Source organism: Kitasatospora sp. NPDC001539 (assembly GCF_040298565.1).
In the GTDB taxonomy this organism is placed as follows: domain Bacteria; phylum Actinomycetota; class Actinomycetes; order Streptomycetales; family Streptomycetaceae; genus Kitasatospora.
This window is the reverse complement of the sequence record NZ_JBEPAK010000066.1, coordinates 1-20,378: the sequence shown is the minus strand read 5'-3', so window position 1 is coordinate 20,378 and position 20,378 is coordinate 1. Positions and strand designations below refer to the sequence as shown.

Annotated in this window: 16 protein-coding genes; 7 read left to right on the top strand and 9 right to left on the bottom strand. The window is 72.4% G+C overall.

Annotated elements, in window-relative coordinates:
* Window positions 1-618: 618 nt before the first annotated feature.
* The 5 genes from lanKC (at window position 619) to ABT247_RS13475 (ending at window position 7,529) form a co-directional block, all read left to right on the top strand.
* Window positions 619-3,180 (top strand): class III lanthionine synthetase LanKC, encoded by a 2,562-nt coding sequence (gene lanKC, locus ABT247_RS13495; RefSeq protein WP_350742177.1) that lies wholly within the window; start codon window positions 619-621, stop codon window positions 3,178-3,180.
* 125 nt (window positions 3,181-3,305) lie between these two features.
* Window positions 3,306-3,443 carry a SapB/AmfS family lanthipeptide gene (locus ABT247_RS13490; RefSeq protein WP_350742175.1) on the top strand — a complete coding sequence of 46 codons (138 nt, stop codon included), beginning with the start codon at window positions 3,306-3,308 and terminating at the stop codon, window positions 3,441-3,443.
* Between the two features lie 296 nt (window positions 3,444-3,739).
* Window positions 3,740-5,500: an ABC transporter ATP-binding protein gene (locus ABT247_RS13485; RefSeq protein ID WP_350742173.1), complete on the top strand. Its 1,761-nt coding sequence runs from the start codon at window positions 3,740-3,742 to the stop codon at window positions 5,498-5,500.
* Window positions 5,501-5,831: 331 nt separating this feature from the next.
* Window positions 5,832-6,719: an alpha/beta fold hydrolase gene (locus ABT247_RS13480; protein ID WP_350742171.1), complete on the top strand. Its 888-nt coding sequence runs from the start codon at window positions 5,832-5,834 to the stop codon at window positions 6,717-6,719.
* A gap of 423 nt (window positions 6,720-7,142) precedes the next feature.
* Window positions 7,143-7,529 (top strand): hypothetical protein, encoded by a 387-nt coding sequence (locus tag ABT247_RS13475; protein WP_350742169.1) that lies wholly within the window; start codon window positions 7,143-7,145, stop codon window positions 7,527-7,529.
* A 253-nt stretch (window positions 7,530-7,782) separates the two neighbouring features.
* On the opposite strand, the gene ABT247_RS13470 is transcribed toward ABT247_RS13475, so the two are convergent.
* From ABT247_RS13470 to ABT247_RS13455, 4 genes are read right to left on the bottom strand one after another with little or no spacing between them, the layout of a single operon-like run.
* Window positions 7,783-9,507, bottom strand: coding sequence for an aldehyde dehydrogenase family protein (locus ABT247_RS13470; protein WP_350742167.1), 1,725 nt, complete (start codon window positions 9,505-9,507; stop codon window positions 7,783-7,785).
* Window positions 9,504-11,060, bottom strand: a complete 1,557-nt coding sequence (locus tag ABT247_RS13465) for a GMC family oxidoreductase (protein ID WP_350742164.1) — start codon at window positions 11,058-11,060, stop codon at window positions 9,504-9,506. Before ABT247_RS13465 ends, ABT247_RS13470 begins: the two co-directional genes overlap by 4 nt.
* Complete coding sequence (locus ABT247_RS13460; RefSeq protein WP_350742162.1) at window positions 11,057-11,989, bottom strand: alpha/beta hydrolase; 933 nt, start codon at window positions 11,987-11,989, stop codon at window positions 11,057-11,059. Before ABT247_RS13460 ends, ABT247_RS13465 begins: the two co-directional genes overlap by 4 nt.
* A complete protein-coding gene (locus tag ABT247_RS13455; RefSeq protein WP_502892444.1) occupies window positions 11,986-13,524 on the bottom strand; it encodes a flavin-containing monooxygenase in 1,539 nt (512 codons plus the stop codon). The genes ABT247_RS13460 and ABT247_RS13455 overlap by 4 nt, the downstream gene beginning before the upstream one ends.
* Before the next feature lie 341 nt (window positions 13,525-13,865).
* On the opposite strand from ABT247_RS13455, the gene ABT247_RS13450 reads away from it, so the two are divergent.
* Complete coding sequence (locus tag ABT247_RS13450) at window positions 13,866-14,498, top strand: TetR/AcrR family transcriptional regulator (RefSeq protein WP_350742158.1); 633 nt, start codon at window positions 13,866-13,868, stop codon at window positions 14,496-14,498.
* A gap of 60 nt (window positions 14,499-14,558) precedes the next feature.
* Here ABT247_RS13450 and ABT247_RS13445 read toward each other — a convergent pair whose 3' ends face one another.
* The 5 genes from ABT247_RS13445 to ABT247_RS13425 form a co-directional block, all read right to left on the bottom strand.
* The gene (locus ABT247_RS13445; RefSeq protein WP_350742156.1) at window positions 14,559-16,094 is read right to left on the bottom strand and encodes a class I adenylate-forming enzyme family protein; all 1,536 of its coding nucleotides are present in this window, start codon (window positions 16,092-16,094) and stop codon (window positions 14,559-14,561) included.
* 265 nt (window positions 16,095-16,359) lie between these two features.
* Window positions 16,360-16,713 (bottom strand): RidA family protein, encoded by a 354-nt coding sequence (locus ABT247_RS13440; RefSeq protein ID WP_350742154.1) that lies wholly within the window; start codon window positions 16,711-16,713, stop codon window positions 16,360-16,362.
* Window positions 16,714-16,726: 13 nt separating this feature from the next.
* Window positions 16,727-17,560, bottom strand: a complete 834-nt coding sequence (locus ABT247_RS13435) for a phytanoyl-CoA dioxygenase family protein (protein WP_350742152.1) — start codon at window positions 17,558-17,560, stop codon at window positions 16,727-16,729.
* 504 nt (window positions 17,561-18,064) lie between these two features.
* On the bottom strand, window positions 18,065-19,219 hold the full coding sequence (locus ABT247_RS13430) for an NAD(P)/FAD-dependent oxidoreductase (RefSeq protein WP_350742150.1): 1,155 nt from the start codon (window positions 19,217-19,219) through the stop codon (window positions 18,065-18,067).
* Window positions 19,220-19,231: 12 nt separating this feature from the next.
* Window positions 19,232-19,870: a transposase gene (locus ABT247_RS13425; protein ID WP_350742148.1), complete on the bottom strand. Its 639-nt coding sequence runs from the start codon at window positions 19,868-19,870 to the stop codon at window positions 19,232-19,234.
* A 221-nt stretch (window positions 19,871-20,091) separates the two neighbouring features.
* Here ABT247_RS13425 and ABT247_RS13420 point away from each other — a divergent pair, with 221 nt between their 5' ends.
* Window positions 20,092-20,298, top strand: a complete 207-nt coding sequence (locus ABT247_RS13420; RefSeq protein WP_350742146.1) for a hypothetical protein — start codon at window positions 20,092-20,094, stop codon at window positions 20,296-20,298.
* Window positions 20,299-20,378: the final 80 nt, after the last annotated feature.

The window sequence follows — 20,378 nt, the reverse complement described above, 5'->3', positions numbered from 1 at the left end:
ACGACGTACGCAGTAGCACGCGGGTGTTGAGGACTTGTTGCGCCTGCGGCGGGAACTTCTGCGCGCATTCCCACTCCCAGGGCTCGCCCGGAGGGCCGGAGGCACGGTAGATCCCGGCGGTCAGTCGTGGATGGCGCCATGGGGCTGCCGGCGTGCGCCCCCCTTCGGTGCCGCCGGGTTCGCCTGTCCCACTCGGCGCCGTGACCCTCCCGGCACCCATGCCGTGCAGCTCACGCCCTGCCAGCGGGAGGGCGCAGGGGCCCGGATGTGGTCCGCGGACTCCGGCGCAAGGTGGCACTGGTGGTCGAACGGGCGCGCACGGCCGTGTGCCGGCTCGTTCAGGGATCGCGGAATGCGCCGTAGTGCATATGTCGTGGACACGTCCACGTTCGCGCTGTTGTGGACGGGTCAAGCTCACGGCATATTTCGGGGGGTCATCGGGCAGCCGGGACTTCGAGCCGCCTGACGGCGAGTGTCGCCCGCCCGTCGGCTCCTCCTGACGGCGCGGTCCGGGGCTCCGTCGCGTGGCCCGTTCTGCGCCTCGTGCTCCGTGCTCCGTGTCTCTTCGTACCGCCGTGCTCTGCGCCCCCGTGCTCCATGTTCCGAGGAGGGCTTTCGTTGGACAACCGCTACGAGGTCTACGCGTTCGCCGACCCGGTCTTCTACGAGTCACCCCGACGCTGGGGCGCGCACGAGGAGTTCGACGCCGTCAGCCGGCCGCTGCCGGCGGGCTGGCAGCGCGGGGACCAGGAGATCTGGGCCGTGGTGCGGCCGGCGGACGTCCAGCTGCCCCCGCAGGGCTGGAAGATCCACGTGTCCTCGCGGGCCGAGGACGCCGAGGACGTGCTGGAGCAGGTCTTCGCGTTCTGCCTGCGGGAACACGTGACGTTCAAGTTCCTGCGCGGACTGCCGGTCCTGCAGATGCAGAACTCCAAGTACGCCCCGCGCGGCGCCAGCGGCAAGTTCTGCACCCTCTACCCGGTGGACGACGCGCAGTTGGAGCGATGTCTCGACGGCCTGGGCAGCGCACTGGCCGGCCGCAAGGGCCCGTACATCCTCAGTGACCTGCGCTGGGGCGAGGGCCCGCTCTACCTGCGGTACGGCGGCTTCGCCGAGCTGCACTGCCGCAACGAGGCGGGCGAACAGGTGCTCGCGCTGGTCGGCCCGGACGGCCGGCTGGAGCCGGACGTGCGCGGCCCCGGATTCGCGGTGCCGTCCTGGGCGCCGGTCCCGGCCGTGATCGCGCCGGCCCTGGCCGCCCGGGCGGCGCAGCAGGAGAGCGGACTGCCCTACACGATCGAGCGGGCGCTGCACTTCTCCAACGCCGGAGGCGTGTACCTGGCACGGGACGGTGCCGACGGACCACGGCTGGTGCTGAAGGAGGCCCGGCCGTACGCGGGCCTGGACCAGCGCGGGACCGACGCCGTGACCAGGCTGCGCAACGAGCACGCCGTCCTGGTCCGGTTGGCGGGCGTGCCCGGGGTCCCCGAGCAACGCGGGCTGCTGACGGCCTGGGAACACGAGTTCCTGGCCGAGGAGTTCGTCGAGGGCACGTCGCTGAGCCAGTGGCTGGCGGGCCGCTACCCGCTGATCCATCCGGGCGTCGACGAGGCCGTCGTCACCGACTACACCCGCGAGGCGCTGGCACTCGTGGACCGGATCGAGCAGGTGGTGGCGGCGATCCATGCCCGCGGCGTGGTCTTCGGCGACCTGCATCCGCGCAACGTGCTCATCCGGCCGAACGGCGACGTCTGCTTCATCGACTTCGAACTCGCCAGCACCGTCGACGACTTCGTCCGTCCGGCACTGGGAGCGGCGGGCTTCGCGGCGCCGCCCGGTCACACCGGTCAGCAGATCGACCGCTACGCACTGGCGGCCCTGCGGTTGTGGCTCTTCCTGCCGCTGGCCCAACTGCCCGCGCTGGACCCGGGCAAGGCTCATGAGCTGGCCGACGTGATCGAGAGCCGCTTCCCGGTACCCGAGGGCTACACCACCCCGATCCGCGCCCTGCTCGGTCCGGCGCCCGCGGACGGGCGGACCGTGCGGCCCGAGCTGGGTACGCACCGCGCGCAGCTCGGCGCACTGCTGGCCGCGCGGGAGGCCGACTGGCCGCGGATCCGTGACTCGCTGGCCGCCGGGATCGCGGCGATGGCCACCCCCGAGCGCGCGGACCGGCTCTTCCCCGGCGACGTCGCCCAGTTCACCCACGGAGGCCTGGGCCTGGGCCACGGCGCGGCCGGCGTTCTCTACGCTCTGCACGCCACCGGCGCCGCGATCGATCCCGACCACGTCCGCTGGCTGGTACGAGCCGCCGACCGCCCGGTCGAGCCGGGGCTGTACCACGGCGGGCACGGCGTGGCGTACGTGCTGGACCTGCTCGGCGAACGCGACGCGGCACTCGACCTGCTGAGCCGCCTCGCCACGGCCCCGGACCACGAACCGCAGCCCGGCCTGGCCACCGGCGCGCCGGGCATCGCCCTCACCCTGCTGCACTTCGCCGGGGCCACCGGCGAGCGACGGCTGCTCGACCAGGCACTCGCGCTCGCCCACGCGTCGGCCGCCGCGCTGGAGAAGGCCGGCCGCAGCGATCCCGCCCGCCGCGCCGGACTGCTGGGCGGGGCCGCCGGGACCGCGCTGGCGTTGGTCCGGCTCTACGAGCGGACCGGCGAGAGCGCGCTGCTCGACCAGGCGGAGACCCTGCTCGAGCTCGACCTCGACCGGTGCCGGAAGGTCGCGGACGGCAGCCTCCAGGTGGTGGACGGCCGCCGGGTGCTCCCGTACGTGGAGAGCGGTAGCGCAGGGATCGGCCTGGCACTGCACGCCCTGCTGGAACACCGCCCGGACAGCCCGTCGGCCCGCCACGAGCCGGCCATCCGCCTGGCCGCGACCCCCGAGTTCGTCATCCAGTCCGGCCTGTTCAACGGCCGGGCCGGGCTCATCGGCTACGCGGCACTGACCCGCCACCGGGCGCCCGAACCCGACGCGGCGGCACTGCTCGACCGGCAGCGGGCCCTGCTGGCCTGGCACCAGGTCTCCTACCGGGGTCACCTCGCCTTCCCCGGTGACCAGTTGCTGCGCCTGTCCGCGGACCTGGCGACCGGCTCGGCCGGTGTGCTGCTGGCGCTCGGCACCGCACTGGCCGGTACGCCCTTCCTGCCCTGGACCGACCGGTCCCACTGACGGGCCCGGCCCACCTGCCCGGACCACCCGGGCCACGGGCACACCGCCCGCGCGCGCCCTCGCGCGCCACACAGACCCCCGGCCGCCGGCCGGGTGATCCACCCAACAGTGAAGGAGAACACGTCATGGCGATCCTGGACCTGCAGACCATCGAGCTGGCCGAGACCGAAGCGGTCGAGATCGACGACACCATGGCCAACGTCAGCTCGCTGAGCGCGCTCAACTGCACGGTCAGCACCGTGAGCACCCTGCTCTGTCTCTGACGTCGCCGACGGTCCGGTAGAGACGGGTAAAGGGTAGGCGGTAGCTGGTCGGCCCGGGCGTCCACCCGGGCCGGCCAGGCCGCCGGCCCGCCGGGCCGCAGCGACGGAACCCTCGCTGCGGCCCGCACCCGCACCACCCCCGCGCCACCCGGCGGCGCGCCACCGCCGCACCGCAGCGCCGTTCGCCGCACCGCACCGCAGCGCCGTTCGCCGCACCGCCCGTTCGCCGCACCGCCCGTTCGTCGCACCGCCCGTTCGCCGCACCGCCCGTTCGTCGCACCCGCCGAGAGGACGCCGTGGTCGACCAGCCCGCTCGCACCACCCCCCGCCCGGCGGACCGGATCCGACTGCGCCGAGAACTGACCGCCCAGCCATGGGCACTGGCCGTCGCGCTGCTGCTCGCGCTGGCCTCCACCGGAGCTGCCCTGGCCCTCCCGCTGCTGGTCAAGACGATCATCACCGACTTCTCCGCGCACCGGCCGCTCGGCCCCCACGTCCTGCTCATGTGCGCCGCCGCGGCAGCCGGCGCACTCGCCCAGGCCCTCGCCGGCTTCCTGCTCGCCCGCATCGGCGAACGGATGACCTACCGCCTGCGCACACGGATCATGGAGCACACGCTCCGCCTGCCGCTCGCCGTCGTCCGATCCCAGGGCACCGGCGAACTCACCGCCCGGATCACCTCCGACGCGCTGCTGCTGCGCCAAGTCGTCGACGTCGCCACCCAACTGCCCCTGGCGGGGCTGACCGTGGCGGCGACACTGCTCGTGATGGCGTGGATCGACTGGATCCTCACCGTCGTCACCGTCCTCGCGTTCGCCGCGCTCACCGCCCTGGTCCTGCTGATCGTGCGCCGCATCAAAGCCAACGTGACCAGCCAGCAGGACGCCGTGGGCCGGATCGCCCAACGCTTCACGGCCGACCTGGAAGCACTCAGCACCATCAAGGCCTACCGGGCCGAGTCGATGGCCGCCCGCGCGCTCGCCGCGGACGCCGAACAACTGCGCGCCGTCTCCCTGGCCGGCGGCCGGCTGAACTCGCTGATCCCGGCCGTACTGACGCTCGGCAACCAGCTCGCGCTGATCGCCGTCATCCTCGCCGGCGGCGTCCGCATGGCCACCGGCAGCGTCCAGCCGGCCGCGTTCGCCGCCTTCCTGCTCTACCTCCTGCAGACCGTGCCCTCGATCAGCGCACTGGCCACCGGCTTCGGCCGGCTCCAAGCAGGCCTCGCGGCCCGCGACCGCTGCACCGACCTGCTCGCCCTCACACCCGAAGCCGAGCCGAACGACGCCGAGCGCACCGTGCCGCCCCCGCCACCCGACGTCCCCTCGGTGGTCTTCGACTCCGTCTCCTTCACCCACACCGGCTCCTGCGACGCCGCACTGCGCGCGGTCTCCTTCAGCACCGGGCGCACCGGCCTGACCGCGGTGGTCGGCCCCTCCGGAGCCGGGAAGAGCACCACCCTCTCGCTCATCGACCGCTTCATCCGGCCCGCCTCGGGCTCCGTCACCGTCCTCGGCCACGACGCCGCCCACTGGCCGCTGGACGCGCTGCGAGCCCGCATCGCCTACGTCGACCAGGCGTTCACATTGATCGAGGCGACCGCCCGGGAGAACCTCCAACTCGGCCGCACCGAACCGGTCGACGAAGCCGAACTGACCGCCGCGCTGGACGCCGTCGGCCTCACCGATGACATCGCCCGCCTGCCCCAGGGGCTCGACACCCCGCTCGGCCGCGAGTGCGACCTGTCCGGCGGCCAGCGCCAGCGGATGGCACTGGCCCGGGCGCTGCTGTCCGACGCCGAGATCGTGCTGCTGGACGAACCCACCAGCCAGCTGGACGCGCTCAACGAGCAGCGCTTCCGCACGATCGTGGCGGACCTGGCGGCGACCCGGGCCGTGATCGTGGTCGCCCACCGGCTCTCCACCGTCCAGGACGCCCAGCAGGTGATCATGATGAACCGCGGCACCGTCGTCGACGCCGGCGACCACCCCACCCTGCTGGAACGCTGCCCCCTGTACCGGGAACTCGTCACCAGTCAGGCGATCCTCGCTTCCTGAACGGGAACCCCGGACTGCCCTGCGCCCCCGCACAGCCGCGGGGTCTCCCATGAGGCGTCGCCCGGCAGCAGGAATCGGCCCTGACCCGTGCTGCCTCGTACCGCGGCGACGGTGACGGCGGCGTCCTCCGCGTGCGCCACGGCAAGGCGAGGAAGGGCTCACGGCCGAAGCGCCGTGCGGACACGGCTCTGCCCGGGTGCCGGCGAGGATCGGTCGCGTGGCCCCTTGTCGGGTCGGGCCTCGCCGTGCCGGGCTGGATCGGTGGCGCGTGGCCGCATGGGCGGGGGCTTCCGGGGCAGAGGCTGGGGGACCTAGGTGGGGAGGCGGTTTCATGTTCGACGGCTTCGAACTGGTCCGGTGCGAGGGCGACGGAGCCCGGCTGCGGGTGCGCCACGGCGGCAGTGGTCCCGCTGTGCTGCTGTTGCACGGTCACCCGCGGACCCACGCGACCTGGCACCGCGTGGCACCCATGCTGGTGTCGGCCGGCCACACGGTGGTCTGCCCCGACCTGCGCGGCTACGGCCGGTCCGAGAAGCCCCCGACGGACCCTCGGCATGAGCCCTACTCCAAACGCGCCATGGCGAACGACTGCCTGGCGGTGATGCACCGACTCGGCCACGAACGGTTCTCCGTGGTCGGGCACGACCGCGGCGCGTACGTGGCCACCCGACTCGCGCTGGACCACCCGGAGGCCGTGTCCGCGGTCAGCGTGCTGGACGCCGTCCCCATCGGGGAGGCGCTGCGGCGCTGCGACGCGGGGTTCGCCGCGCTCTGGTGGCACTGGTTCTTCCTCGGGCAGACCGACAAGCCCGCCGAACGCGTCATCAACGCCGACCCCGACGCCTGGTACCAAACCTCCCCGCAGCAGATGGGAGCCGAAGCGTACGAGGACTTCCGGCACGCGATCCACGACCCGGCCACCGTGCACGCGATGTGCGAGGACTACCGGGCCGGCCTCGGCATCGACCGGGAGCACGACGACGCCGACCTGCGGGCGGGCCGGCGCATCGACCGCCCGCTCCAGGTGCTGTGGGCGACCCGCGACGACATGGCCGACCTCTACGGCGATGTGCTGGGCGTCTGGCGCGACTGGGCGGGCGACCGGCTGGAGGGTGGCGCGATCGACTCCGGCCACCACATCGCCGAGGACGCGCCCGAGGCACTGGTCGGCGCCCTCCGCGCGTTCTGGCGGACCATCGACCGGCCCGGTCCCACGTAGCCTGCGCCACGGTGCGAGGCTCGCTGGGCGGCGGATCGGGAGTGGCGGCCGCCGCCCGCACGACTCCGAAACCACCGCCAGCGAGCCGACCGGAGTGGCCAGGAATCAGCACTGACCGGCTCCATCACGGGCGCAACGCCCTGCCCGTGCGTGCTTCCGAACGCAAAAGCGAAGGTCAACGTCCTGGGTGAGGGACGGCCGGCGATTTCCTCCTTTCCCCAGCGGCCACTGTGGCTGATCTTTGTGCGGAACTCCCGGGGAGGCCGGTACTCCTGATGAAGGCGGGAGGCTCGAATGCGGCGGAAAATTGTCGGTGTGACTACCAACTTCCCCGTGAACCTTGTTAAGTGGCCAGTCGGGGCCGGATTGGTTCGAGAATCCGGTCGACCACTCACTGCACGCGCAGACGGAAAGGGAATTCGCATGGTCAACAACCGCACCCGCTGGTCGTCCCTGCGGACGCTTCTCGTGGCCGCTGGAGCCTTCACCGGCGTAGCGCTGTCCACGGCGCCGTCGCACGCTGCGCAGCCGACCGTGCAGTCCGCGCCGGCCGACTGCCCGAAGGGGTACTTCTGCGGCTACAAGCAGGCCAACTTCCAGCAGCTCGGATTCCGGTTCAAGGACTGCTACAAGCAGGAGATTCCCGACGGCATGGGCAGCGGGGGGTCCTGGTACAACAACCAGACTCCGGGTACGACGACGGGGATGTACGGCAAGGACGGGGGATGGCTCTACACCACCCCCGGCGCCCCCTCCTCCGACGCCCATGGAAGCTGGGGTCCTGTCTGGTACGTCTGGAACTACTGCTGAGGACCTGCCTCCAAGTTTCCGCGACGGGCAGACCTCGGTAACCTGATCGCAGACGGAGGGGCCCCGCACGCTCCACTGTCCCCGGAGTTCCCGTTCGGCGAGCGGTCATGACGTGACCGCTCGCCGAACGCCGCGCTGTGCGGCCGTACGGGGTGGACGTACGGAGAGGCGAATTCTCTTCGTGAATGGTGAAAATGCAGGGCAGGAACCGGGAATGTCCGGTCCCGGTGTGTTCCGTCGTCGGCGGTGGGGATCAGCCGCGGAGGGCGGAGGCGAAGATCCTCGGCAGGGCCGTCCAGCGGGGTGCTGCGGCGAAGTCGACGAGGAGCCGGCCCATCGTGGCGGCCGTGCGGTGGGTGACGAACCACGGCGGCTTCGGGGACAAGGCCGGCTTCCCGTGCCGGAGGGGCAGGAGGGCTCGCGGTGCGGGACGGAACGGGCCGCGGACGACGGTGCGTTCGGGCCCGTCGAGGAGCAGGGCGTTGTGGACGACTCCGATGCCGCTCTGCACGTCGTCGACGGTGTGGCCGGGGTGGGCGCCCCAGGTGGCGGTCGCGGTGAGGTATCCGACGCCGGTCCACGCGTTCAACGCGACCGTTCCGTAGCGGAGTTCGGCGATGGCCCGGTCGAGCGCGCTGCCCAGGGAGTCGATGGTCCGCGGGTGTGCGATCAGGTTCACGCCGAGCGTGCCGGCCATCCTCCCGTTCGCGGTGGCGACCGCCTCGTCGAGGAACTTCCGTGCGTCGCCGGGGAGTTCCAGGACGGCGAGGACCGGTCCGAAGTACTCGGCGGTCAGGGCCGGCCCGGGGTCGGCCGGATCGAGGCCCGTGAGCAGCACCCGGCCTCCGTCCAGGCGCAGCGCGCCGGGGTACGCGCCGACGGCACGCTCCACCCGGGCGTCGCTGCCCGGGTAGTAGGCGGGGCGCACCGGGGCGTCGCCCAGGGCCTGCCGCAGATGCGCGAGGAACCGCTCCTTCTGCCGCCACGCGGAGCTGAGGACGACGACCTGGCTCGCCACGCAGTTGTAGCCGCCGTTGTGCAGCTTCTGGGTGGCGAGGTGCTCGGCCTGGTACCGGAGGTCCGCCTCGGACCAGTCGCCGGGGACCACGATGGTCGGGGAGACGCCGCCCAGTTCGCTGGTCACCGGCTTGGCGAGCAGCGGTGTCCCGGCCCTCTTCCGGGCAGCGCCCTCCTCCCCGGTGCCGAAGACGATGGCGTCGTGGGTCTCGACGCTGCCCGTCAGGTGGACGTGTCCGACCTTCGGATGGTGCACCAGGTAGGAGCCGGCCCCGGCGGCGCCGGTGAGGACGCGGACCGCGCCCAGCTCGGTCAGCGGGGCCAGGACCTTGCAGAAGACGTCGAGGAGGCCGTCGGTGACCGGGTTGAGCTTGAGGGCCACCACCCGGTTGTTCGCGTACAGCTCGTAGAGCACGTCCAGGATCGGGATCGAGGTGATGTTCCCCGCGCCGAGCACGGCGCCCACGCCCCCCGTCCCGGCCGGGTGGAGCAGGGCGAGGCCGGCGCGGTCGCGCACCTCCTCCTCCGTGACGCCCGGAGGCATCCACACCTCGGCGCTGAAACCGTTCAGGAGCAGCCGGTCCCAGACGCCGTGCGGCAGGACGCGGACCGACACCCGCCCGCCGGGCGCCCGGCCGAGGGGGAACCCGTCCACGGGGCTGCGTCCGGCCTCCAGGGCCTCGATGCTCGCGGTGAGCGCGGCCAGGGAGGTGAGGACCGGGTAGGGGCCGGTGATCCACTCCTCTCCGACCAGCGGGCTGTCCTCCGGCAGACGCTTGAACGCGGCGGCCGCGCGCACCCACTCCCGCGCGTGCGCGACGGTCGCCGCACGTACCCGCTGGAGGAGTTCGCGCCGTTCGGCCAGGCCGCAGGCGGCCCACGCGGCCTCGCCGCGGACGAGGTCGTCGACCGCCCGGTCGATCGTCCGCGCCTGCTCGGCGGTGGGCGAGTGCGTGGTCATCGGACGGCTCCCTTGATGAGGTCGGACGCCTTCTCGGCGGCCATGATCGTGGGCGCGTTCGTGTTGCCGCGCGGCACGGACGGGAGGACCGAGGCGTCGACGACGCGCAGTCCTGCCACGCCGTACACCCGCAGCTCGGGGTCGACGACCGAACCGATCGCACAGGTCGACGTGGGGTGGTACAGGGTCTGCCCGGATCGCCGTGCCCAGTCGAGGAGGCCGGCGTCGTCGTGCGAGGCCGGCACGTCGAAAGCCCCGGTGGCCAGGGCGGACACGGCCGGCCGGGCGGCGATCTCCAGGGCGATCCGGATGCCGGCGACGATCGCCGCCCGGTCCTCGGCCGTCGTCAGGTAGTTGTGGACGATCCGGGGCGCCACGTCGGGGCGCGGCGAACGCAGGGTCACCGCACCGCGGCTCGTCGGGGCGACCACGCACGGGCCGAAGGCGAAGCCGTGCCCGGCCGGGGCTCCGAGGCCCTCCTGGTGGAAGGGCACCGGGGCGGCGTGGAACTGCACGTCCGGGGCGTCCAGTTCGGGACGGCTGCGGAAGAACCCGCCCGCCTCGCCGAGGTTGGAGGTCAACGGGCCCCGTCCCTCGCTCTGCAGCAGTGCCGCGTTCTCCGGGGTCGCCGCGGTGAGGAGCGAGTCCACGTCCGTACGGAAGTTGAGCAGCGTCATGTAGTGGTCCTGCAGGCCCTGGCCGACCGGCAGGTCACGGACGACGCCGAGGCCGAAGGCGGACAGCAGGGCGGCCGGGCCGATCCCGGAGAGCATCAGGAGCTTCGGGGACTCGTACGCCCCCGCGGAGAGGATCACCTCCCGCTCGGCGCGCACGGTCTCGACGCCGCCGTTCCGCTCGACCTCGACGCCGGTCGCCCGGTCGCCCTCGATCACGATGCGGTGGGCGAGGGCCGAGGAGAGCACGGTCAGGTTCGGCCGGTCCAGTGCGGGGTGCAGGTAGGCGACGGCGGCGCTGCACCGCAAGCCGTTGCGCTGCGTCAGCTGGTAGCGGCCGACGCCGTCCTGGGTCTCGCCGTTGAAGTCGTCGTTGGCCTGGTACCCGGCCTGCTCGGCGGCCCGTACGAAGGCCGTGGCGAGGGGGTGGCAGGACCGGCCGTCGCTGACCGTCAGCGGCCCGCCCACCCCGTGGTAGAGGTCTTCGCCGCGCTCGTTGTCCTCCGAGCGCCGGAAGTACGGCAGCACGGCGGCGTACGACCAGCCGGTCGCCCCGGCCGCCGCCCAGCCGTCGTAGTCGGCTCGGTTGCCCCGGATGTAGATCATGGCGTTGATCGAGCTGGAGCCGCCGAACACCTTGCCGCGGGGCAGGTACGCCCGTCGTCCGCCGGTGCCCGGCTCCGGGTCGGAGTCGAGGTCCCAGTCGAGAGCGGACTTGAAGAGCTGCGGGAAGGCCGCGGGAACGTGGATCTCCTGCGCGGTGTCGGGACCACCCGCCTCGATGAGTGCGACCCGCACGTCCGGGTCCTCCGAGAGCCGGGCCGCGAGCACGCAGCCCGCGGAGCCGGCACCGATGATCACGTAGTCGTACATGTTCATTCCGTCCCTTGCGTGGGGGAGTCCTGGTGGGCCAGGGCCCGCGTGAGGAAGTCGATCTGGTCGGTGAGCACGTGCCGCTGGGCCGGTCCCGCGTAGACGTCCAGGTGGTCCACGGGGTACTCGAGCAGTTCCGCCCGCGGGCCGGCCCTGCGGGCGGTCCGCCGGGCGGCGTGCGGGGGCGCGATGCGGTCCTCGGTGCCGATCTGCAGGAGGATCGGGCACGGCAGGCGGCCGGCGAAGGCGTGGGGCCGGTTGAGACCCACCTTCAGCGCCGCGCGGGCGCGCACCTCGTTGCGGAAGCCGGGGCCGGCGAAGGAGGCGCAGATCCCGCGCGCACCGGGGACTCCCATCATCGCCGGAGCATCCGGCTCCGCGATCACCGGAACGAGGTGCGGCGGCCGGGCGGTGGCGGCCCGGGCGGCGTCGCGCAGGCCGTGCCCCGCCAGGCGCAGCAGCCTGCCCGCCCCGCCGCGCCGCACCAGGTGGGCGAGCGAGGCGAGGCCGTCGGTGACGGGCGTCAGCGAGACCACCGCCGCGACCCGCGCGTCCTGGGCGGCGACGACGAGGGCGTGACCGCCCGCGTAGGACACGCCCCACAGCGCGATCAGCGCCGGATCGACTCCGGGCAGGCGGCGGGCGGCCGCGAGCGCCGCGTGGTAGTCCTGCCGCTGGCGGCGAACGGAGACGTCCTGACGGGCCGTACCGCCGGAGTCCCCGAAGCCGCGGTAGTCGAAGACGAGCGTGTCGAGCCCGGCCTCGGCGAAGCCCTCGGCGTAGTTCAGCAGTCCGCTGTCGCGGGTGCCGCCGAATCCGTGGGTCATGACCACGCAGGGCCGCCCGTCGGGCCCGGCCAGGGCGTCGTTCGTGGCCGGCAGGTGCCAGGCGGCGCAGCGTACGCCCCGGCTCAGGAAGGTGATGTCGCGCTTCACCGTGCTGCCCTCCCCGGAGCGGGGAGCGGTCCGGGCGGAACCGGGCGGGGCGGCGGTCCGGGTGGAACCGGGCGGGGCGGCGGCCCGGGCGGCGCCTGGCGGACGGCGGTGAAGCGGAGCGCGCTGTCCTCGACGGGCCCCTCGCGAAGCCGCTGGACGTCCCGCTCGTAGGCCATCTCCACCGTCCAGGGCCCGCTCGTGCCCGCCCGGGGGAAGTCCCCGATGCTCCGCAGGACGTAGTTCGAGTTCAGGTCCAGGTACGGCACCCGGGCGACGGCCGGGTCGTCGAGGACCGGCTCGACGGTGTCGTACCCGTGGGCGTCCATGTGATCGAGCAGGCGGCAGAAGTGTTCGCAGACCAGGTCGATCTTGAGGGTCCAGGAGAGGTTGGTGTAGCCGAGGGCGAAGACGAGGTTCGGCACACCGGAGAGCATCATCGCCTTGAAGGCCGTGGTGTCCGAGGGCCTGGTCTCGCGGCCGTCGACGCTCAGCCGGATCTTGCCGAAGGGGGACATGGTGAGGCCCGTCGCGGTGACGACGACGTCCGCGGTCAGCTCCTGACCCGACCTCAACCGGATGCCGGTCCTGGTGAACCGGTCGATGTGGTCGGTGGCGACGGAGGCCCGTCCGGCCGCGATCGCCTCGAACAGATCGCCGTCGGGGACCACGCACAGCCGCTGGTCCCAGGGGTCGTAGCGCGGGGTGAAGTGCGTGTCGACGTCGAAGTGGCGCGGGAGTCGTCGGCGGACGTCGGCGATGAGCAGTCGTCGCACGAGCCCCGGCAGGCGACGGCTGGCCCTGTAGACGCCACGCGTGACCATGATGTTCTTGCGCCGGACGATCCGGTGCGCCCGGCGGTGGCCGATCAGGTTCCGCAGCAGGTTCGCGAGGGCGTCGTGGGCCGGGAGGGACAGCACGTAACCCGGTGAGCGCTGCAGCATGGTGACGTGGCCGGCGGTGCGCGCCATCGAGGGGACCAGGGTGACGGCCGTGGCACCGCTGCCGATCACGACGACGTGTTTGCCGGTGTAGTCGAGGTCCGCAGGCCAGTGCTGCGGGTGCACCACGGTGCCGGCGTAGTCCTCGATGCCGGTGAACTCGGGTGTGAATCCGGCGTCGTGGTCGTACATGCCGGTGCCGAGGAACAGGAACCGCGCGGTGAACGTCGTCCTCCTCCGACTGCCGGACTGGCGGGCGGTGACGGTCCACCGGCCCGTCGCGGAGGAGAACTCCGCGCTGACGACCCGGTGCCCGAGCCGGATGTGCCGGGCCAGCCCGTACTGGGAGACCGTCTGGCGCAGGTAGTCGACGATGAGGGGTCCGCCGGCGATCGACGTGCGGTGGGTCCACGGCTTGAAGCCGTAACCGAAGGTCGGCATGTCGGAGTCGGACCGGATGCCGGGATACCGGAAGAGGTCCCAGGTGCCGCCGATGGCATCGCGGCTCTCCAGGATCGTGAAGGAGGTGCCGGGGCGGTGGGTCGTGAGGTGGGAGGCCGCGCCGATGCCGGAGATGCCGGCGCCGACGATCAGCACGTCGACGTCGACGTTGTTGGACGTGGGCGGGGAGGTGGACGGGGGCGGGGGCGTGGGTGTGGAAGCGGACGTCGAAGGGGAAGGGGCGGACGGCGGCGCGGTGCGGCCGGTGGTCGGTTGCGTCACGGGTGGCTCCTGGCCGCGGTGGGAAGGGGCTGCGAGGGGGCGGGTGACGGGGCTGGCGAGGGGGCGGGCGCCGCCGGGCGGCTCCGCTCGGCTTGATCGTCTGTAGCCAAAAGCCGATCTCAAATCTTATTCGAGTTTAGGTTGGGTTCAAGAGGTGTCAAGACATCGCGGCGGGACTCCCTGATCGGTCCGGGGGACTGATACGATCTCGAATCGTGTTCGAAGGAAACCCAGCACGTCGGACCAAGTCCCGCCCGACGGCCCAGCGGCGCGGGCTCGAGCGCCGGAAGGCCATCCTCGATGCCGCCGAGGCCCTGCTCGCCGAGCAGGGGTACGAGGCCGCCACCCTGAAGGCGACCGCCGAGCGGGCCGGCATCCCGATCGCGTCGGTGTACCACTACTTCGCCGACCGCTACGAGGTCGACGCCGAACTGCTGCGACGGCACCTGGGCGAGCTGGACGAGCTCATCGGGGCCACCGTGGCCAGGCCCACGGCGCAGACCCTGCGCGAGGCCGTCGACGTCGTGGTCGACCTGCTGGTCGACTATCTGCGCCGCCACCGCAGCTGCACGGAACTGTGGTTCGCGGGGCGCCACACCGTGCTCGACGAGATGGTGCGCGCCTTCGACAAGGCCCAGGCGGAACGACTCTGGCACCACCTCCTGGCGCAGCGCCTCCTGTCGGCCGACACACCCCTGCTCGCCCTGGTCCTCGCCTTCGAGGTCGGTGCGGGGCTCTTCGACACGGCGTTCCGGCGCCGGCCGGGCGGCGACGGCCCCACGATCGACGAGGCGCGTCGCCTGGTCACCGCCTACCTGGCGACGTACGCCCCCGAAGAGGCGCGGTGACCGGGCGCCGCCCCGCGGACGCGCGTGTGAGGGCAGTCCCGGAGGCTCGTCGGAGACGTCTCAGCGCAGCGGATCGCCCCAGCACACCTGCTCGCGCAGGCGGCCCTTGAGGAGCTTGCCTCCGGCGTTGCGCGGCAGAGCCCTGGTGACGACGGTCGCGTACTGCGGGACCTTGAAGTCGGCCAGCTGGTCCCGGCAGTGCGCGATCACCTCGGCGACGTCGATCCCCGGTCCGTCGGCGACGAGGACGGCACCGACCTTCTCTCCCATGACGTCGTCGGGGACGGCGAGGACGGCCGCGTCGGCGACTCCGGGGGCGGAGAGCAGCACCGCCTCGACCTCCACGCTGGAGATGTTCTCGCCGCCGCGGTTGATGACGTCCTTGAGTCGGTCGACGAGGTGGACGCGGCCGGAATCGTCGACCCGCACGATGTCCCCGGTGCGCAGCCAGCCGTCGACCATCGCCTCCGCGGTGGCTTCGGGCCTGCGCCAGTAGCCGGACGTCACGGTCACTCCGCGGACCACCAGCTCGCCCGTGTACGGGTCGTCACCGGTCGGGGCGACGCCGAGGTCCACCGACGGGACGGCGTAGCCGACGGAGTCCGCGTGGTCGGCGGAGTCCTGGTCCGGGAGGACGGTGATCAGCGACGCCGTCTCCGTCATGCCGTAGCCGTTGAGCACCGCGGCCGCCGGGAAGGCGTCCTTCAGCGCGCGGACGAGTGGCGGCGCGATCGGCGCGCCGCCGTACGCCAGCCAGCGGACCCCGGAAACGTCGGCCCCGGCGAAGGCCGGATGCCGCAGCAGCAGGGAGTACACCGCGGGCACGGTGACGAGGAACGAGATCCGTTCCTCCGTCAATGCCGTCGTGAGCCGCGCCAGGTCCAGAGCGGGCATGATCACCGACGTGCCGCCGAGGCAGGCGGCGACGACGAACTGCGCGTTGCAGCCGGTGACGTGGAAGAGCGGCACCGAGATCAGCGTCCGCAGGTCCGGGCCGGCGTCGCGGGGGAGGCCGAAGGAGCGGATCACGTTCTCGGCGTTGGTCACGAACGCCTCGTGCGTGGTGGGCACGCCCTTGGGACGCCCGGTGGTCCCCGAGGTGTAGAAGAGCGTGGCCACGTCGGAGGCGTCGAGACCGGTGGCGACGTACGGATCGCCGTCCGGCAGCGTGCCGCCGGACGGCAGATCGAGCTTCACGCCCGCGTCCGCCAGGACGAACTCCACCTCCGGCGGTGCCGAACGGGTGTTGACCGCCACGGCGACGGCGCCGGCCATCACGGTGCCCCAGAAGGCGAGAGCCCAGTCCGTGCCCGCCGCGCACCGCACGGCCACCCGGTCGCCGCGGGTGACGCCCAGGGCGCGCAGGCCCCCGGACACCCGTGCCGCACGCCGCCACAGCTCGGCGTACGTGAGCCGCTCCCCGCCGAGTTCGACGACCGCCTCGGCCTCGGGGCGGGCTGCGACGTGCGCGTGGAGCGCGTCGATCAGAGTCGCGGGTGCGCCTGGGTACGTCAGGGCGCCGTTCGCGTCCCGTACCAGGTCGTCCTGGGCGAACGGGTTGTGTGAGCGAGGGACGGGCGTGATGGGGCGGGGCATCTCGGTGGCTCCAGGGGCGGGGGTGGCGGCGAAGCGGCGGCGTACGCGGGTGGCGGCGTACGCGAGTGATCGCGCATGCGAGTGATTGCGAATGCGAGCAATGGCGCATGCGAGCGGTGGCGACCTGGGCGCCGCCGGTGCGGACGCTTGCGCGTTCGCGGTCGCGGCGGCGCCCCGGTCGGGTCGAACCGGGCTGCTGTCAGTCGCCGCCGCTGCCGGCCACCGCGACGGCCCGTATCTCCACCACCAGCTCGGGGAGCGCCAGTTAACTCACACCGACCGCCGTCCACGAGGGATACAGCTCGGGGAGGTACTCGTCCTTCACCCGGCTGAACACCTCCATGTCCCCGCGGAGATCGGTGTGGAAGGTGGACAGCTCGACGATGTCGGCCAAGCTCGCTCCCGCGCCCCGGAGAGCGGACTTCAAGCCTTCGAACGCGAGCCGGGTCTGGGCCTCCACGCCGTCGGCGGGTGTCAGGGTGGCGGTGTCGATCCCGACCTGTCCCGACACCCACACCTGGTCGCCGACCCGGGTCGCCTGCGAGAAGTGCAGCGTCTCGTAGATCGCCTGGCTGGGCGGCGGGTTGATCAGCTGACGCTTCGTGTCGTGTGCACTCATGGCGGGGTCCGTTTCAGATCAGCTTGCGGAAGAGGGGCGAGCGGAACGGGTCCCCCGGGTTGAGCTTCGCCATCTCCTCGGCGAAGAGGACGCCGTTGCGGGCGAAGGGGTGCCCCTCCACGTCCGGCAGGGCGCGGAAGACCGCGTCGTCGCCGAAGAAGCGGAGGACCAGCGTGTGCCGGTCCGGGCAGCCGGCGTCGACGGCGGGGCCGCTGTGCAGCGACCGGGGGTGGATCACGACGACGTCGCCGGGCTCGGTCGCCCACGAGAGCACGTCGTAGGCGTCGGGGTCGAGAGCGCGCTCGGCCTCCACGTCCGGCAGGCGGGGCAGGGAGCCGTCGCCGAAGAGCGGCTCGGTCGGGTCGTCGGGGTTCGCGAAGGTGGTGCCGTCGTACTGGGGACCCCGGTAGGAGCCTCGCACGACCTCCAGCGAGTACTGCTCGGCGAGCGGCTGGAACGTGATCCACGCGTTCCCCCAGTGCTCGCCGGCCCACGGCAGGTAGGAGGTGTCCTGGTGCCAGGCGCTGCGGCCGCCCTTTCCGCCGGCCTTGAGGAACACCTCCTCGGCGAAGTACCAGACGTTCTCCGAGCCCCACAGCTCGGCGAACAGCCGGCCGAAGGGCAGCGAGGACACCAGATCGTCCAGCCGGTCCTTGGCGAGCGGGTTGGCGTTGTCGACGAGCGACTGCTGCTCGGTCCCGTCGAGGAGCTGGGTCGCGAGCGGCGAGGGGTTGGCCACGGCCCAGTCGAACGCCTCGCGGCACCGGGCCAGTTGACCTTCGTCGAGGCAGCCCTTGATCAGGGCGGCGCCGTCGTTCCGGAACGCTTCCCGCACTGACTCGTCCATGAGTGGTCCTCTCTCGTAGCGGGAGTGGTGCGAACGGGTGGGGCCCGCAGGGGCCCGGAGGATCGCCGTCCGAGCGGATGCCGGGCCGAGTCATATCCGAAAATCGAATCGAGTTTGAGTTTCAGGGCCGTTGAAGGTCCTGTCAATACCTCGGACAGCGACCCGGCGGACCGGGGGGGCGCGAACGGCCCGCCGGCGCGCCGGCGGACGGCCGCGAACGAGCGAGCGCTGCCGCAGGGGCCGTTCAACCCCGGCGGGCGTACCCACCGGTTCCCTTCGTTGGTTCCCCTCGGCCCGCCAGTTCCCTTGGCTCGGCTCCCTCGGCTCGTCAGTTCCCCTTGGCGTGGCGCAGACTGCCGTTGAACCGGTCGGCGACGCGGTCCGTGAGCCAGACGGCGCCGAGACCGAGCCGAGTCATCGGTGGTGAGGGGAGGAACCGGGGCTTGGTGCGCCACAGGGCGAGCAGGTCCTCGTGCGGCGCGTCGCCGACGATGCGGTCGGCGATCAGCTGCCCGAGGTCGGGGCCTGCCCCAGGCCGTGCCCGTTGCAGCCGATCGAGTAGTGGACGGTGTCGGTGACCTGGCCGGCCACGGGCAGCCAGCTGGGCGTGATCGCCACCCAGCCGCCCCACGCACGCTCGAACCCGACGTCACCGAGGGAGGGGAAGTGCGACCTGAACCCGTCCAGGAGACCACCCACCACGGACTCGTCGGCCGTGCGCCCCGGCGGGAGCGGATGCCTTCCGCGTTGCAGCCTGCGCACGCCGGTGACGATCGTGTTGCGCGGCGTCAGCCGGTAGTTCTGCATGATGGCGTGCTGGGTGACCACTCCGGACCGGCTGGTCCAGCCCAGCGCGGCGAGGCGGGCGGGGTCGATCGGCGCGGTCTCGGCCTCCGTGACCCAGATCGGCGAGGCGAGTCGCTTCGGCGTGATCGACAGCTGTCCGCCGAACGCGTTGGTGGACAGCACCACCCGCTCGGCCCGGACCCGGCCGCCGGGGACCGAGACCAGTACGCCGTTCCCGGACGGTTGGACGTCCTCGACGCGCGTCCGCTCGAACACGCGCGCGCTCGAGGCGAGGAGGGCGCGCCGGACGCCCAGGGTGAACTTCCCCGGGTTCATCAGGCCGCCGACGGGTTCGAGGAGGCCGCCGACGAACGTGCGCGGTATCCCGAGCTCCGCGCTGGTTCCCACCTCGACGGTCGCGCCGCACCGTGCGAGGATCCTGGCGACCCGGCGGACCCTGCCCATCTGGCCCCTCGACACCGCGGCACCGACATTGCCCGTCGGCTCGTAGTCGCACTCGATGCCGAGGCGCTCCATCAGGCTCTCGACGAAGTGGGCCGAGTTCTCGGCGAACCTCACGACGGAGGGCAGCCGCCGGGGGTGGAGGATGTCGAGCATCTGGATGGCGCCGCCGGGCCCGCCCGCCAGCTGTCCGGCATTGCGCGAACTCGACCCGTGGCCGCAGAACTCCGCCTCCAGCAGTACGACGTCGACACCTCGTTCGGCCAGCCGCAGGGCGGTCGACATGCCTCCGAGGCCGCCGTCGACGACGGCCACCTCGCAGGTGATCTCCCCCGCGAGCGCCGGGAGGACGTCGGACGGAGGATCGATCCAGCCGGTGAACGTCATGTAGTCGATGCCCTTGGTCCTCATCTCACCGTTCCCTCATACGTCCGGTGCGCCGGCGGCCGCGGCGGGGGCGGCGAGCCGGTGTCCGAATCTCGAATAATCGAACTCGTTTCGAGTTTCGATTCCTCGATAGTACGGTGTCAAGGAGCCAAAGAGCGGGGTCGGTCGTGCCGCAGGCCAGCGGGCAGGACGTCGAGGGGTCGCAGCCCGTGGGAGCAGCGCCCCTTCGGCCGGTCCGGAGGGCGTGCGATACCGATTCAGGCTGCCGCGAGCGTTCTGAGTGGAGGTATTGCCCGGTTCTGCCGGGCTGGCGGCGGCGCCGTGTTTGACGGCGGCGTTGCTGTACTCCGCGTCCACCCGGGTCTTGGTCACGGTGGGCCACCGCTCGGCGAGGGAGGCGAGGACCCGCCTGCCGCCGGCGGATTCCTGGACGCCGGCGGCGGTGCCGATCAGGACCAGCAGCGGACCTGGAGTGTCGGTGGCGACGTGTCGCTTGCGGCCCTTGATCCGCCGCCCGCCGTCGTAGCTCTGACTGCCGCGCGGGGCGGTGGGCGACGCCTTCACCGATTGGGCGTCGATGATCGCTGGGGTGGGCAGGATCCGGCGGCCCTTCTTCGCCCATAGCTGCGAGTGGCTGGCGTTGAGGTCAACGCTGAGGGTCGGCAATGTCAGCATTAGTCCGAGTAGACCTGCTCAAAGGCGGCCAGGACCCCGGCCCCGCGGACGTGTCTCCGCTCCCCGGGAGGAGCACCATCCCGTCGGCGAGCTCGTCCGCGTCGGCGAGCATCCGGGCATTCGTCAACACCGCCGAGTGGCCGAGTTCTTCGTGCGCCGCCTTCTTGCGCGGAGCGGCGGCAACCGCGCAGCGGCGTGCCGGCGGTCAGGGAGCTGACCTGGTGGAGAAGGTGCAGGCTGCGCCCCGGGACGGCCGGGACCGCGAGGCGCTGCGCAGCGCGATTCAGGTGCGCGCATCGGTCGAGAGCGCGGGGTTGCCCGAGAGCCAGGGCTGGACGAAGGTCTCCGGTCAATTCCTCCACCGGAAGGCTTGGTTGATGCCGCTGTGCGAGTCCTGGTCACGCGGCGCCAGGGGTCGTGTCCCTTGATGTGGTGGAGCGGTCGCATGCCAACGGTCATGCGGTGGGCGGAAGTTCATCGTGGGTGGGGTAGATCTGTTCCATGCTGC